The sequence below is a fragment of the Pseudoalteromonas sp. BSi20495 genome (assembly GCF_000241185.1).
GTDB lineage: Bacteria > Pseudomonadota > Gammaproteobacteria > Enterobacterales > Alteromonadaceae > Pseudoalteromonas > Pseudoalteromonas fuliginea.
Genome location: NZ_BADY01000117.1, coordinates 54409 through 70112 on the forward strand (window position 1 = coordinate 54409; position 15704 = coordinate 70112).

The 15704-nt window shown below is 38.8% G+C and carries 12 protein-coding genes; 6 read left to right on the forward strand and 6 right to left on the reverse strand.

Going from position 1 to position 15704, the window contains the following annotated elements; translation table 11 throughout:
- Nucleotides 1-98 precede the first annotated feature (98 nt).
- Nucleotides 99-344: an acetolactate synthase 2 small subunit gene (gene ilvM, locus P20495_RS05790; RefSeq protein WP_008137711.1), complete on the reverse strand. Its 246-nt coding sequence runs from the start codon at nucleotides 342-344 to the stop codon at nucleotides 99-101.
- Nucleotides 341-1990 carry an acetolactate synthase 2 catalytic subunit gene (ilvG, locus tag P20495_RS05785; protein ID WP_008137713.1) on the reverse strand — a complete coding sequence of 550 codons (1650 nt, stop codon included), beginning with the start codon at nucleotides 1988-1990 and terminating at the stop codon, nucleotides 341-343. The genes ilvM and ilvG overlap by 4 nt, the downstream gene beginning before the upstream one ends.
- A gap of 552 nt (nucleotides 1991-2542) precedes the next feature.
- Here ilvG and P20495_RS05780 point away from each other — a divergent pair.
- From P20495_RS05780 to P20495_RS05755, 6 genes are all read left to right on the forward strand, one after another.
- Nucleotides 2543-4213, forward strand: a complete 1671-nt coding sequence (locus tag P20495_RS05780) for a phosphoethanolamine transferase (protein WP_008137715.1) — start codon at nucleotides 2543-2545, stop codon at nucleotides 4211-4213.
- Nucleotides 4210-4581, forward strand: coding sequence for a diacylglycerol kinase (locus tag P20495_RS05775; RefSeq protein WP_008137717.1), 372 nt, complete (start codon nucleotides 4210-4212; stop codon nucleotides 4579-4581). Before P20495_RS05780 ends, P20495_RS05775 begins: the two co-directional genes overlap by 4 nt.
- The gene (locus P20495_RS05770) at nucleotides 4572-6551 is read left to right on the forward strand and encodes an LTA synthase family protein (protein WP_008137718.1); all 1980 of its coding nucleotides are present in this window, start codon (nucleotides 4572-4574) and stop codon (nucleotides 6549-6551) included. The genes P20495_RS05775 and P20495_RS05770 overlap by 10 nt, the downstream gene beginning before the upstream one ends.
- Before the next feature lie 63 nt (nucleotides 6552-6614).
- On the forward strand, nucleotides 6615-7289 hold the full coding sequence (locus tag P20495_RS05765; RefSeq protein WP_007377292.1) for a response regulator transcription factor: 675 nt from the start codon (nucleotides 6615-6617) through the stop codon (nucleotides 7287-7289).
- A complete protein-coding gene (locus tag P20495_RS05760) occupies nucleotides 7270-8706 on the forward strand; it encodes a HAMP domain-containing sensor histidine kinase (protein WP_008137721.1) in 1437 nt (478 codons plus the stop codon). Before P20495_RS05765 ends, P20495_RS05760 begins: the two co-directional genes overlap by 20 nt.
- A 49-nt stretch (nucleotides 8707-8755) precedes the next feature.
- Nucleotides 8756-9634, forward strand: a complete 879-nt coding sequence (locus P20495_RS05755; RefSeq protein ID WP_008137723.1) for a TraB/GumN family protein — start codon at nucleotides 8756-8758, stop codon at nucleotides 9632-9634.
- A 47-nt stretch (nucleotides 9635-9681) separates the two neighbouring features.
- Here P20495_RS05755 and P20495_RS05750 read toward each other — a convergent pair whose 3' ends face one another.
- The 4 genes from P20495_RS05750 to P20495_RS05735 form a co-directional block, all read right to left on the reverse strand.
- Nucleotides 9682-11088: an ATP-binding cassette domain-containing protein gene (locus P20495_RS05750; RefSeq protein WP_033016147.1), complete on the reverse strand. Its 1407-nt coding sequence runs from the start codon at nucleotides 11086-11088 to the stop codon at nucleotides 9682-9684.
- Nucleotides 11089-11502: 414 nt separating this feature from the next.
- Nucleotides 11503-13836: a fatty acid cis/trans isomerase gene (locus P20495_RS05745; protein ID WP_008137725.1), complete on the reverse strand. Its 2334-nt coding sequence runs from the start codon at nucleotides 13834-13836 to the stop codon at nucleotides 11503-11505.
- Nucleotides 13836-14195, reverse strand: a complete 360-nt coding sequence (locus tag P20495_RS05740) for a hypothetical protein (protein ID WP_008137727.1) — start codon at nucleotides 14193-14195, stop codon at nucleotides 13836-13838. The genes P20495_RS05745 and P20495_RS05740 overlap by 1 nt, the downstream gene beginning before the upstream one ends.
- A gap of 86 nt (nucleotides 14196-14281) precedes the next feature.
- Entirely contained in the window at nucleotides 14282-15076 is a 795-nt protein-coding gene (locus P20495_RS05735; RefSeq protein ID WP_008137729.1) for a VOC family protein, read from the reverse strand.
- Nucleotides 15077-15704: the final 628 nt, after the last annotated feature.

Genomic DNA, 15704 nt, shown 5'->3' on the forward strand with positions numbered 1-15704 from the left:
CCTCAGTTTTTGCCGCAATATAAGCGGGCATTCCTCATTCTAAAATTGGTGAATAACCGAGAGACTCAGTTACTCGTAAATTATTTTTTAATTCGTAATTACACAGCCTGTTGTTGCTGTAAATTTTGTAAAGTGACTTCTTTGACATCCACCAGCTTATTTAACTGGCTGGTTAATAGGTAAATTGGTTTATCACTATCTACCGTCATGTCTACATTATAAAAACCATCATCCATATTGAGCTGAAAATGCGTAAGGTCAAAACCACGATGACGCACCACTCGTAAAAAGCGCTCTACCGCTATACTTTGGCTTTTTAATGCAATAGTTAGGCTATGTTTCATTTTGCTTTCTCCGTCATCATTTCGTCGTTAGCAGCCCCAGGTGGTACAAGTGGCCAAACATTTTCTTTATCATCAATACAGGCATGTACTATGTACGGCCCTTTACTATTAACTAATGCAGTTATCGCATCATCAACTTGATTAGCGTGAGTTATTGTTTGCCCAGGAATACCAAATACAGCGGCTAATTGAACAAAGTCTGGGTTATCCGACAGGTTAGTTTCAGAATAACGCCCTTCAAAAAATAGTTCCTGCCATTGGCGAACCATCCCTAAACGTTGGTTATCTAAAATTAATATTTTTACAGGTAAATTATTACGGCGAATCGTGGCCAACTCTTGAATATTCATCATTATTGAGCCATCGCCCGATACAGTAATAACAAAGTCATCAGGGCGTGCTACTTGCGCGCCAATAGCCGCAGGTAAACCAAAGCCCATTGTGCCTGCACCACCACTACTTAAATGATTACTCGGGTGAGTAAACTTCATGTGTTGTGCTACCCACATTTGATGCTGACCCACATCGCAGCACACAACCCCTGTATTTGGCATGCGTTGGCTTAGTTGGTTTAATAAGTACGGTGCAAAAACCTTCTCACCTGGGTAGTCGTAACGCCACGCATGCTTAATATTCATTTCTTTATTTGTGTCACACCACGCTTTAGGGGTTACAAAGCACTCCAGTGCGGGTAGCGACGTTTTTAAATCAGCAATTAATGAAGCTTTAGCAGGTTTTCGCTTACCGACTTCAGCAGCATCGATATCTAAATGGATTACTTTAGCTTTAGCTGCAAATTTAGCTAAGTTACCTGTTACGCGGTCATCAAAGCGCGCCCCTATACATACAAGTACATCACATTCTTGTACTGCGATATTAGCAGCTTGACCACCATGCATACCCAACATACCTAAGTAATGTTCGTAATCTGGTAACACACTACCCAACGCTTTAAGTGTTGATACAGCTGGCATCTGCGTTTTATTTAAAAATTGCATTAGCTCGTCTTGCGCATCAGCGGCTTGTACACCACCACCTACATACGCTACAGGCTGTTTAGCCTCACTCAACAATTGATTAGCAATAGCAACTTGCTTTAAATCTAACTCTGGTAAGTATTCATCAGCTGCTAGCCAAGGTTTAAAAGGGACTTGCGCCATTTGAATATCTTTTGGGATATCGACAAGTACAGGACCAGGGCGGCCGCTTTGCGCTAAATGAATCGCTTCTTGTAATATCTCTGCTAAGTCTTCAGCTCGTTCTACCATGTAGCTGTGCTTAGTACACGAAAGCGACATACCTAGTACATCTATTTCTTGAAACGCATCTGAACCAATAGCTGCAGTAGGCACTTGGCCAGTGATCGCCAATAATGGTACTGAGTCCATCATCGCATCAGCAAGAGCGGTTATTAAATTAGTTGCACCTGGGCCCGATGTTGCAAAACATACGCCTAATTTACGTGTGCTGCGAGCATAACCAACTGCTGCAAACCCTGCACCTTGCTCATGGCGAGTTAGGTAGTGTTTGACTGGCGCGCCATACAGCGCATCGTAAATTGGCATAATAGCTCCGCCTGGGTAGCCAAATACTTCATTTACGCCGTGTTTGGCCAATAAGTCGATTGTTAGTTCTGCGCCTGTCATTAATAAACCCTCATTCCTCAGTGACAACCCAATTACATTTTTACGCTAAAAACTTTGCCCTTAAAACTAAAAAGCCCTCCGACGGTTAAGTGCGGAGGGCTTTTTTAATGCTTAAGTTTTTAAAGCACTACGAAGCCCTCGCGGGAATAATCACCACGATAATAATCAGGACTAGGTTAAGTGCGTTTGTAAGCATGTAATTAATACCAAATTTTGTTCAATTATCGCGAAGGTTATTCCTTCGCTCTCTTTTTATATTAGTACCGCGCTAGGCCCTTTAAGTCAACACCAAAGTTAATCTAACAAAAAGACTAAAAGGCAATTTATCAGGTTTTAAAATTCATTATACAAGCTGGTAGTGGTTTTTTTATGCTCTAATTTTAATCTCAGAAATTCACTATTCTTATATCCCTTATTTAAGGTTTGATTAATTTTTGAGAATATTTTTATAAATAAAATTATTTATCACCTTCAGGTAATGCGTAGGTTCTCTTAAGCGACTCTTAAGTGTTGTTGCATAGCATGGCGTTGTTATTTTAAACGAGCCTAAATATGAACGTAATTAGTCAAACACCAGCACAAAAAAAGCCAAATCGTAGTAAGCGGTTTTACATTCACTGTAGTGCAAATGCCTTTGTAGTGATAATTGCCTGTTATTACTGTTTAGTTATAAACATTCCTTTTATTCAAGGTTCGTTTAGCGCCATCACCTCCCTTGCATCTTTTTCATGGCTATTTTTACTTTCAGTGCCACTGCTTTTGTTATGCCTTTTAATTATTTTCTTTTCAATAGTGTCGGTCAGGTGGTTACTAAAACCAATTAACTACCTTTTACTGATAATTTCGAGTGCCGTACTTTACGGCTCATTAAATTACGGCGTCGTGTTTGACTATTCGATGATTCAAAACACGTTTGAAACAGACTCAAGTGAAGCGTTGAGCTATTTAAATCCGCAGCTCATAGGCTTTTTACTACTGTTTTGTGCGCTACCTGTTTTTATATTAAGCAAAGTAAAAATACACTTTACCCGCCCTCACCAAGAAGCAATTAGTCGTATAAAACTTATTGTTGCCTGCTTAACGCTAATTGCTTTAGTGGTCGTAAACTTTTACGCCGACTACGCAGCCACTGGCCGCAATAACCGCATTTTGAAAAAAGAACTCATCCCATTTCAGTATCTCTCTAGCGGTTATAAATATGTGCGCGATCAGCTGCTGTATACCAATATGGAATTTAAAAATATAGATGCAGCACCCTCTCTTATTGCGCCTAACACCACCAGCGTAACAGTTATGGTTGTTGGCGAAACCGCACGAGCAGAAAACTTTGCTTATCAAGGTTATAAGCGCAACACCAACCCTTATACACAAAAGCATAATGTGACGTATTTTAATAATGTGGCGTCTTGTGGCACAGCTACTGCAGTGTCTGTGCCGTGTATGTTTTCACTGCAAACACAAAACAACTTTGATCGATTAGCAGCCGACAACCAACAAAATCTGGTTGACTTAGCACAACAAGCTGGCAGCGACGTACTGTGGGTTGATAACAACAGCGGCTGTAAAAACGTATGCACCCGTGTTGTTAACATTGATATCCCAACCATCCCATCAGCGCTTTGCGATGGAAAATATTGTTTTGATGAAGCATTGCTTGCTCCACTTAAGCGCAAACTCGCTAATTTAAGCCAAGCTAATACCGTTATCGTCCTACACATGATGGGCTCACACGGACCAACCTACTTTAAACGCTACCCAGAAAAATTTAAGCAATTTACGCCCACGTGCGACAGAAGCGACATTCAAAACTGCTCACTCGATGAATTAGTTAATACCTACGACAACACAATTGCGTACAGCGACTTTGTTAACGCCCAGGTAATTGAGCAATTAAAAGCACTGCCAAACAACATAGATAAACAGTTTTTATATGTCTCCGATCATGGCGAATCACTTGGCGAAGGTGGGGCTTATTTACATGGTTTTCCGTATAGCTTTGCACCTAGCACACAAACGCATGTTCCTCTTTATATGTGGGCTGATGAGCATAATCAGCGCATTACCAATACCTGCTTGGCTAATTTAGACACCACTGCTGCACGCTCACACAACAATATTTTTCACACCCTTTTAAATTTAATTGGCATTAAAAGCAAAACGTATCAGGCATCGCTCGATTTACTTGCTAGCTGCCAAACAACACCAAGCGAAATAAAACTATGAGTAATAAAACCGTTATAAAACGCCAAGGCTTAATGCGCCTTATTTTTACCTTAAGCCATTCTTTTAACGGCTTAAAATGGATGAGTCGATTTGAAGCGGCGTTTCAACAAGAGCTAGCACTGTTTTCGTTACTCGGTGTGTTTGTGTGGCTACAAGAAATTGCACTAAGGGATAAATTACTGCTTGTCGCCAGCCTGCTTTTTGTATTATTTGCTGAGCTGGTAAATACGGCAGTTGAGGTTGTAGTTGATAGAATTGGCAGTGAATACCATGAGCTTTCAGGGCTCGCTAAAGATATTGCCTCTGCAAGCGTGTTTATAGCTATGCTAATTGCCGCACTTATTTGGTGGGCTGTGTTATGGGCATAAAGCTAACTTTTATACCTAAAATAACCAGTTTAATATTTAAAGTAATACCTAAGGTACAAAATGCACTTGGCCCTGTATGGATTTTTGTTGTATTTGCTGTTTTAGCACTTAGCTTTTTAACACTTGCTCGCTTTGGTTTAAGTGTATGGCAAGGGGAGCGTGTATTTGGATCGCATGCGTGGTTGTCTATATTTATAGGTGGTTTAAGAGTTGATATAGCCACTCTAAGCTACATTATTGTGCCTGCATTACTACTTACCTTAATGATGCAAAGCGTAGGTTGGCAAAATAAAGTACGCGGCCTCATTAAAATTTATTTAGTGACGATGTCTGCTTTACTCGTTTTTTTTGAAGTGATTACGCCTACGTTTATAAACGAGTACGATTTACGCCCAAACCGCTTATTTATAGAATATTTAATTTACCCTAAAGAAGTCTCAAAAATGATTTTTTCAGGCTATAAGTTAGAAGTATTTATTGCTGTTATAGCACTTGTTTTAAGCTGTAAATTTGCAAGTAAAGTATTTAGCAATCAATGGCAAAGCCAGTCATCACTAACAGGCTTAAATCAATCAATTTTAGCGCTTGTTTTAGTATGCTTAACTATTTTTGGCGCCCGCAACTCATTAGGGCACAGACCACTTAACCCCGCCATGGTCTCGTTTTCTACCGATCACTTACTTAACGACTTAACCCTTAACTCACTTTATAGCGTCGCGTTTGCAGTTAAGCAACTTTCTAATGAGCAATCGAGTCAAGACTATTACGGTAAAATGCCCACCGATGAATTACTTAGTATTGTGCGTAGTAACATGCAAAATACGCAAGGCACATTTAGTGATGTAACCGCCCCTACAAAAACGTTTCATGAAGCAAGTAATATAGGTAAACCAAAAAATCTAGTCATTATTTTACAAGAAAGTTTAGGTGCTCGTTATGTAGGCACGCTTGGCGGTTTACCACTTACACCTAATATAGACGCCCTTTATAAACAAGGCTGGGGGTTTGATAATTTATACGCCACGGGTACACGTTCAGTGCGTGGTATTGAGGCGGTAATTACAGGATTTACACCAACGCCTTCGCGTGCGGTTGTTAAGCTTGATAAATCACAGCGTGACTTTTTTACCATTGCTGATTTTTTAGCGAAGAAAAATTACAACACGCAGTTTATTTATGGGGGCGAAAGCCATTTTGATAACATGCGCAGCTTCTTTTTAGGCAACGGTTTTAAAAGTATCGTAGATACAAATAATTTTAAAAAAATAGACTTTAATGGCTCGTGGGGCGCATCAGACGAAGACTTGTACGACCAAGCCAACATAGAACTTACTAAGCTTAAAAATCAAAACAAACCCTTTTTTAGTCTTATATTCTCAAGTTCTAACCATAGTCCGTATGACTTTCCTGACGATAAAATAACGCTGTACGATAAACAAAAACAAACTCGTAATAATGCTGCCAAGTATGCCGATTACGCACTAGGCACCTTTATCGAAAAAGCTAAAAAATCGAGCTACTGGGACGACACTGTATTTATAGTTATTGCCGATCACGACTCGCGCGTATCTGGGGCGAGTTTAGTACCGGTTGATCACTTTAAAATTCCGGCCGTTATTTTTGGTAAAGGTATTACCCATAAACGAGATAGCCAACTAGCCAGTCAGCTCGATATTCCTGTTACTCTACTGTCTTTAATTGGCGCAAGTGGTAAGCACCCTATGATAGGTCATGATTTATCAAAGCCAATTAGCGACAACAAACAACGCGCAATGATGCAATACGACAAAAACTTTGCCTACATGCACGATAATAAAGTGGTGGTGTTACAACCACAAAAACCAGCAACCACCTATACGTATAGCAATAACCAGCTTGTACCATGTGAAAACGATGAGCAACTAGTTAAAAAAGCCCTAGCCCATGCGAACTTAGGTAATCTAGCTTATACAAATGGTTGGTATCATTAACCAAGTGACTTGATAATAAAGCCTTGTTAAAGTAACAAGGCTATTTTTATAAACCGAGTAAACATGAAAATCCTCGTTATTGAAGACTCTGAAGCATTAAGACGCAGCTTGCAAGTTGGCCTTAGCAACCTTGGTTTTACCGTAGATGAAACTGGTGATGGCTCAGAAGGGTTGAGTATGGCACTAAGTGGAAACTACGACCTCCTCGTACTTGATTTAATGCTACCGAGCGTTGATGGCATGAGTATTTTACAAGCACTGCGCAGCAGTAATAGCCAAAGCCGTGTGCTAATTTTATCGGCACGAAGTGAGCCTCAAGATAAAATTAACGGCCTTATGAAAGGCGCTGACGATTATTTAACTAAGCCATTTTCGTTTGAAGAACTCCATGCTCGTGTCCTTGCATTACTTCGTCGTGGTTCACTGCAAAATCAACAAAATACCCTTACCGTAGGTGATTGCGTATTAGATCTCTCCCTTAAAACTCTTCACTACAAGCAACATGCCATTGAGCTCACGCGAAATGAATATAAAATAATAGAATGCTTATTTAACGCCCCAGAGCGAGTATTGGGGCTTGAGCTTATAAGTGAAGCGGTGGTAGGTCAGTTTGATATGCTCTCTAAAAATGCGCTTGAAGCACACATCTCAACCATACGTAAAAAAGTAAGACAGTTTGATGGCGAGCTCCCGATAAAAAATAAACGTGGATTTGGTTATGTCGCAACAACAAAATAAAAATCACTCAATAAAACGTAAACTCGTTAATAATATTAGCGCCGTGATCTCAGTTATTTTATTCACCATATTTTTAACCGTTGATTTAAGTGTTGATACTTGGGTGGAAGATCAGTTCAATCAGTCTTTAACTAATAAAGCTAACTACTTAAAAACCTTAGTTGAAGATGACAACAACGTGGTTGAATTTGATTTTGCTGGTGAGTTTATGTCGGAGTATGAAGCAGCCGATGCCACGGAGTTTTACCAATTATGGCATGGCCGTGATGTGTTTGAGCGCTCGGACTCATTAGCGCTTTATGAAAATGCTAACCTGCCTTTTTTAGAAATGCCGATTAACGAATCTAAAATTATAGATTACGAGCTTCCTAACGGGCGTGATGGTCGCGCACTTATAAGTCACTTTGTAGCCCAAAAAGATGATAGAAACCCCACTCACTCTGCTGTTTTTAATACCATGACACTTGCAATCGCAGCGCCGACAGCCGAACTTAATAAAGTACTGATTATTATTGATGTGGTCTTTATTTTAACCTGTGTACTTGGTGTGTTTGGTGTGCGCTATTTAGTGACACGTATTGTAAATAAAGGCCTGCACCCTCTACACAATTTAAACGACCAAATTAAGTTACTCGATATTACCGGTGTTGCGCAAACAATAGAAAGCGACTTTAAAGTAGAAGAAATAGAACCTATACGTAACGAGCTAAATAAGTTTATTACTGTTAATCAGCAACTCTATAGTAATGAAAAACGCCTAACAAGCGACATTGCACACGAGCTTAAAACCCCAATAGCTGAACTAATAAGCCTCTCAGAGGTGGCTATTCGCTACCCTGACGATAAACGTATTAGCGATACCTATACCAGTGATGTGCTTAATATTTCACAGCGTATGAAAACAATTGTTAGCAACCTCTTATTATTGCAGCGCTCAAGTAGTAGTGCTATGCAATTGAATGCGCAAAATATCATTCTAAATAACTTAGTAAATCAAATTATTGATGAGCTGACCTTTAAGCACCCAACTATTAAAACGCGTTTAAATAACGAAATAAGTGACGAGATTACACTTAATGCTGACGAATTTAGTTTAAATACCATTTTGTGTAACTTAATCGATAACGCACTATTTTATGGACTTCCTGAGGCGCCAATTAAATTAACTGCCGTAAATAACAGCACAAACATGATCATCTCTGTTAGTAACAAAGTAAATAAACCACTAAGTGGTGAACAGCTAATTGCTATTTTTGACCCGCTCTATCAGCTAGATTCATCTAGAACTAATAATCAGCGCCATGGTTTAGGATTATCAATTGTACAGAGCTTATGTAACTTAAATGGCTTTACTATTACGGCCAGTAATACCGAAAACAATACGTTAACGTTTATATTAACGTTACCTCTGAAGTAAATTTAGGTTAGTATTTACACTACTAATTTTGAGATTTTAAGGACAAACCATGAATGCTCTTACCCGTGTTAGCCACTTTTTTATTGTGGCGTTACTTATAACATTTAGCCTGAACAGCTATGCAGCTCCTGCCTTATATAAAATAGAAAAAAATGGCGTCAGTTCTTACCTATTTGGCACTGTACACGTTGGTGATGCCAGCATGAAAGGCTTACCTAAAAATGTAACCGATGCAATTAGTGCAAGCAAAGAAGTGATTGTTGAAGTTGATATAAGCAAACTTACACCACTTGAAATGCAACAGCGCTCAATGCCATTTATGATGCTAAGTGACGGTAAAACACTGCAAACTGAGCTTTCAAAGCAAAATTATACCAAGCTAAAAGATTACTTTGCTAAAAAGTCGATTGATATTGCTATGTTTAATGGCTTAAAGCCTTGGGCTGTTATGGTGACTATGATGCAAATTGAATTTCAAAATGCAGGATATTCAGATAAAACCGGTATAGACAAGCAAGTGCTTAGTTATGCTAAAGAGCATAATATTAAAATTGGCGAGCTTGAAACCCTAGAGCAACAACTACAAATGTTTGATGGTATGGCGCTACTAAGCAATGAAATGATTGAAGAAACCTTTGAGCAACTAGCCGATATTAATACTTACTTTATCAAGTTAGTTAATGCGTGGAAAAGCGGTGACATGGACACACTAACCGATTACTACAACATGAGTTTTGATGACAGTAATTACGGTGAAATTAGCGAGCAAGTAATGCTAACTAACCGTAATAATAATTGGGTTAAACAACTCACACCGCGTTTAGCAAACGAGCAGCTATTTATTGCTGTAGGCGCTTTGCATTTACCTGAAAAACACGGGTTACTTAAACAACTTCGAGATAAAGGCTTTAGCGTTACTCGTCTTTAAAATAAAAATGGGTTGAGTGAATTCCCGCTCAACCTTTCTCTGAGCTTTTAATGAAAGTCTTCCATTTTTAAGTAATTCTCTATTCCTTTAATTTTGTCTGCCGCATGATGATTTACATAAATCACAGTACTTGTATTGGCAGCACAAATTTTCTCTATTAGTAGCAGTACACGTTGCCTGTTTGCTTCATCTAAGCCTAAGCAAGGTTCATCTAAAATAAGTAACGTTGGATGTTTTACCATAGCCCGCACAATTAACAACATACGCTGATCGCCGTACGATAGCTGGGTGAATGAGGTATTTTGCTTATCACTTAAACCAATAAATGCCAGCCACTGTTGAGCAATATTAATTTGTGCGTCGCTCGGTTTTTGATATAAACCTATGCTATCGTAAAAACCAGATATAACAGTATTTAAAGCCGATATACTTACGCGGTAATCCATATGTAGCGCGTTAGATATAAAACCAATATGCTGTTTTATATCCCAAATACTCTCCCCTGTCCCACGTTTAAAACCGAACACTTCAATGTCATTGTTATAACACTGTGGGTTATCACCTGTTATTAAATTTAATAAGCATGTTTTGCCTGAACCGTTCGCTCCACTGAGCTGCCAATGCTGATGCTTTTCTATAGTCCAATTGAGATTTTTGAATATGCTTACATCACTGTAACTAACTTTAGCATTACTCAATTTAACTAAGGTATTACCGGTGAATGCCTTTTGCTCTTGTTCGGTATCAGGAGATGGCACATCCAATGAGGTATGTTCTAAATGAAGTAGTTTTAGTAAATCACTCAATTGCTCACTGTCTGGCTTTGCTAAAGTATGTAACAAGCAACCTTGGCTTACATAGCCATAGTGAGTAATGAATGAAGGGATTTCGTCTAGGCGGTTTAGTACAAAAACAAAAGTAATTGTTTGGCTAAGCTCTATGAGTATTTTATTAAGTTGCTGGCACGATTGTACGTCGAGCCCATCAAAAGGCTCGTCAAGCACGACTAAGTCAGCATTTGAGCTAAGTGCTTTAATTAATAAAAATTTTCGCGTTTCACCCGTTGAAAGTTTTCTAAAATGTCGAGTTAATAGTTCATCAAACTTAAATAGCTTTATAAGCTGCTTACGTAAATCGATATTATAATTTTTATCTATAATAAGCTCTTTTACTAGGCTATTTTTTTCTTCTTCTAGCTCTTTATTCAATAGCTGTTTTTGCGCATCAGATGAAACAAGCAGTAGCTTTTTAAACGTACACACTCTTTGACCATTTTCATGCTTAGCCTCACCAACTAACGCCGCCGTTAATGCTGATTTACCTGCGCCATTGCCACCTAGAAGCAACCAATGCTCACCTTCGTTAACGTGCCAGTGTAAGTTGTGGATGCAGTAGCTGCTTTGACCTTGGCCTTGTAAAGAGCCACTGAATTGCTGAAATTGAATTGATTGCACAATAGACTGCACACTAACTTCCTATGTGAATATTAAAATCATAAATTAACGTATTTCAAAAGTACTTAGCAAGTGAGTTTTCGTCATTTAAAGCATTGAAAATAAAGGACGCTTAACAAGCGTCCGCAGCTATCTTTGTGGATTGGTATTATATAACACTCATAAAATAAAAAAGCCCAGCTTAAAAGCTGGGCTACTAAAATGAAGCTATCTAATTGCTCTGAACTCTGGATAATAAACCTATCTCAAACAATTGTTTTCAACGCTAACTACGTTGAATTTACTTGCAATAGTCGAGCTATTGACGCATAACTCGCCTTGTTTTCACTAAAAATCTCTGGCTAGAGACAAATCCACTTAAATATTATTTAGGTTCAATATGTTAGTAAATATTTTAACCAGAGTTTAGATTAATTATCTGTTTTCTAAACGGTTATAATCAAACATTCCATATTCAACACCACGATATTTTTTAGCCGTGTCGTGCAAAATATCACTGTATTGCCAAAATTGTGGATGAGTCCGTCGGATACCAAACTTAGATTTTAGTGTTCTATAATCAGCTTCTATTTGCATCATAGGCAATTGCTCGACAAAAGCATTTACTTGCTGATCGTTATTTAAATACCAAATAGCTGCTGGATAATCACCTATAAAGCCAGGAACAATCGTTGCGGTATCTTCATCATAAGCACGTTGCCCATCTTCGTTTAATAAACTAGATATATTGTAGTGCGCATTATGATGGATAATCGTGTACGCCTTATGGCTATCATCAGTTTGCTTAACTAATACAAAAGATAATTGCGGTAATAAGTTAACAGCTTTTGCTGGCATAGAGTTAATTACACTTAGATCTTTAGGCACTTGAGTATAATCATATTGCTCATTTAACACAGGTGCTAACGCTTCTTTCATTAACTCATAAAGCTCGTGTTGAGGATCATCCGTTTTATACTCAATACCACTGGGTTGACTAAATTCGCGATTATTTTTAAAAAACTTAGCTAAGCTTGGCGGTGATTTTCGGTACCAGTATTTTTTAATTTGATTGCGTTTATTTTCAGGTAATAAAGCTAAAAAGTTTTGCTCTCCCTCTAAACGTAAAAAGTCCATATACAAACGCGTCACTAATTGATGGCCTATATTACCGTACACATCAAAACCAGCGACCAGTAAGTAATGAATACGCTCAAACAAAGCATAATCAAGTACCCACGTTGTTTTTGGCTCTTGTCCAATAAAACCTTTTACAACAGTCGCACTGTCAAAATGACGAAAAATAGTCAGTGCCGCATTTTTATTATGCCCGTCGCCTTTCCACAATAAATCAGTTGTTAGATGCTCCCCCCCCTTAAACAGATCATTAGCCAGATCAACTTTAGCTCGTAAATATTTTTGCTCTAGTGCTGAATATTTTACCCAGTTAGAAATTGGTAATGCGTTACTTTCCTCAGCAGCTGGTAGCTCTAATGCTTCTTCGTGGCGCATCAGCATTTGACCAACAGCTGGCGTGGCCACTTTAGCTGGATCAGCGAATGCAACCCAAAAGTGGTCATTAATTACATTCAAGGCAATTTGACCACGACACACAGGTCCTTTAATAAACCCCATGATGATCAGCTCTGCTTCATCAAGCATAAATTGATATTTAGAATTAATAGGGATTACTTCAAATGTTTTAAATGGATTAGATGCAGACTCAGCCTTATAACTTGGCATTTGCGCAACGGTATAATCTGGCGCAATAAATTGATCATACAAACGCAGTAACTTAGCTTCATTAAGCTCAAGTGGTAAATGCGTCTTGGAAAGTATTGTTGTACGCTCTTGCATAAAACGATAATAAACGCGGCTAACTTTAGGGTCATCATATGGGCGGCGCGTATTTATTAGCTTTATTTTTTCACCCGGAGGTGTGCTTGAACGGACTAATTTAAAAAAGCTCTGTGGATTTTTAGGCGTAAAATAAATATGAGCTAAAAACCAATGCTCATAAATGTAACGAGCAGATAGCTGATACTTTAAACTATCTTGGTTTAAAAATGCTTCCCAACCCTTTATCTTATTTTGCTCGAATTTACTTGGCGGCGCAATATGCGACATTTTACCACCCGTTTTGAGCCATTGCTGTAAATGATTGAATTCATCCCGTGATACACCAGGCAAACCATAAGGCATGCCGCCATGAGGTTGCTCATCTGCTAATCGGTCAAACTCTCCCATGGTTGCGCAGGTTTGAGCGCGATTTAAAGAAAAGTCGAATTCATCATCTAGTACTTCATTTGTTGGTAGTTCATGGCTTTGCTTTAACACCAAGCTATTAAATAAAACACTTCCGGCTAAATTTGCTTCTTCAGTTTGCGCTCGTTCATTAAGTACTGGGGTAAAGTTTTTTTCTCGCCATTGCTGAGTATTAGTTGCATCAAATAATAAGCGACTTGGAGTCGTTGCTAATAATCGAGTTCCATCATAAACCAGTTCTTTGCTCAACCCTCGGTCAATACCTTCTGGAGATGAAAGCTTAAGCTGGCAAGGTGCGTCATAACAACCATGGCAAACGACGCAGCGGGTATCGAGTACTGGTTTTACGTTTTGTAAAAAATCAGCGCCAGCTAAGGTAGAATGCGGAACAATACGCTCTTGCGCTTGCTCAGGCCCAAATAAATCATCGTAATGTGCATTACCTAAGTAAGCACAACCACTGAGAATAATTAGTACGAATATGCTTATTATTATTTTTTTCATTAGTCCTCGTCACCTAAATCGAAGGTGGGCATCATATCCATTTGAGGAGAAACGAATGTCTTTTGACCTTCAGTATTCAAAACAACACTTAAAAGAGGCCCATGCGTTAATGTTATTTGCGCATCATGTTCTTGGCTCAATATGTTTAAATACAAAGGGGCAGTAATAAGTAATTCATAACTATCAATGGTAATAGCTACACTGCTATCTTCACTTGGATTTTGGCAAATTTGAGCAAGTAACTCATCATCAAGTCCAATTGATATTTCAAAATCAGGCTGCTCTAAATCTCTATCACTTAATGATTCATCTAATAGAAATAAAGGGAGGGTTAAATTGCTATCTTGTTCAAATTCCATTGCGTTCTCTGCACTTTCTGACGATTTAATTGGCGAGTATTATAACAAACTAGCGAGTAAATTAACGCTAAAGCTAATGTGACTATTTAAACGTCACCCATAACAGATTCGATCACAGAAAATACAGCACCTTGAGGGTCGCATATAACACTAAAGCGACCAACATCGGGGATGTCTGTTGCAGGAACACATACTTGCCCGCCTAAGTTAGCGGCTTTACTAACAATTACATCGCAACTCTCTACTGCAAAATAAATCATCCAATGAGCAGGGGTATCATCAGGCCATTCACTTGTCATTTCAAGCATACCGGCAATTGGTTGTCCATCGACTAAAAATAAAATGTAGTCCATCCCTTCCATAGGCTTTATTTCGCTTTCCCAGCCTAGTAAAGCACAGTAAAAGTCTCTACTTACTCTACTATCTCTTGTTGCTAACTCATGCCAATAAGGCGTATTCAATTCACCTAAGCGCTTACAACCTTTATGATCATTCCCCTGCCATAGTGCAACAGTTGCGCCTACTGGATCTTTTAGCATAAGCATGCGACCTGCATTCATAACATCATGAGGACCGGCAATAATTTCAGCACCTAGCTCTTTCGCTTTTAGCGCACAATCATCAACATTATCGACGGCAATATATGCCAACCAATAACTTGGTATCTCTGCACTAATTTGCTCTTTAGGCATTTCGTACATTGCAGCGATATCATCACCTTGCTTTTGTAGCATGGTGTAGTATATGTTCTCTCCAATAGGTTGATCCTCATGTCCCCAATCAAATAATGATGTATAAAACGCCTTACCGTCTTTCCAATTGTGCGTACAAAGTTCTGACCAACAAAAAATACCATGCGGATGATTTTCAATTTCACTCATTATTAAGCCCTTATTATTCTAATTTCACCTAAACAAGTTCTGTCACATTTTTATAAACTACATAATTAAGCAGATCATAAATTAAGATTAGAGCAACAACTAAGCAGAGTCGATAAAATTAAGACACAACTCTAAAGTTAAAGTAATGAATTTAAAAAAGAGATATTGAAAATATATTCTTACACCAATCTGCTTAATTGAGTGAGCTATTTTGAGGTAAGAAAACCCGACCATTTCAGTCGGGCTTTCTACAATGTGAGGTCGGTGCGCTACGCGGTAGAAAGTCACGTAGCAAATGCTACTGTAATGGCCGACTGAGATATTGAGGTTTTGTTGTGATTTTAACGTCGGGAGTCGCTACGCTCGCCCGACTTACGAGATGGATGTTGATGTGAGCGTGTGTTAATTGCGCGAATTTCACTTTTCTGTAGACGTAAAAAAGCCCGACTATTTCTAGTCGGGCTTTCTACAATGTAAAGTCGGTGCGCTACCCAGTAGGATGTCGTAGTGCCCACAGCGGTGGGAGTCACGCAGCAAATGCTACTTTATTGGCCGAATGAGATATTGAGGGGTTTTGTTGTGATTTTACCGTCGGGAGTCGCTTCGCTCGCCCGACCTACGTGATATG

Coding starts and splice junctions, on each gene's coding strand:
- P20495_RS05745 (WP_008137725.1), bottom strand. CDS start 13,836: ATGAAAAAAATAATAATAAGCATATTCGTACTAATTATTCTCAGTGGT.
- P20495_RS05765 (WP_007377292.1), top strand. CDS start 6,615: ATGAAAATCCTCGTTATTGAAGACTCTGAAGCATTAAGACGCAGCTTG.
- ilvG (WP_008137713.1), bottom strand. CDS start 1,990: ATGACAGGCGCAGAACTAACAATCGACTTATTGGCCAAACACGGCGTA.
- P20495_RS05735 (WP_008137729.1), bottom strand. CDS start 15,076: ATGAGTGAAATTGAAAATCATCCGCATGGTATTTTTTGTTGGTCAGAA.
- P20495_RS05760 (WP_008137721.1), top strand. CDS start 7,270: ATGTCGCAACAACAAAATAAAAATCACTCAATAAAACGTAAACTCGTT.
- P20495_RS05775 (WP_008137717.1), top strand. CDS start 4,210: ATGAGTAATAAAACCGTTATAAAACGCCAAGGCTTAATGCGCCTTATT.
- P20495_RS05770 (WP_008137718.1), top strand. CDS start 4,572: ATGGGCATAAAGCTAACTTTTATACCTAAAATAACCAGTTTAATATTT.
- P20495_RS05755 (WP_008137723.1), top strand. CDS start 8,756: ATGAATGCTCTTACCCGTGTTAGCCACTTTTTTATTGTGGCGTTACTT.
- ilvM (WP_008137711.1), bottom strand. CDS start 344: ATGAAACATAGCCTAACTATTGCATTAAAAAGCCAAAGTATAGCGGTA.
- P20495_RS05740 (WP_008137727.1), bottom strand. CDS start 14,195: ATGGAATTTGAACAAGATAGCAATTTAACCCTCCCTTTATTTCTATTA.
- P20495_RS05780 (WP_008137715.1), top strand. CDS start 2,543: ATGAACGTAATTAGTCAAACACCAGCACAAAAAAAGCCAAATCGTAGT.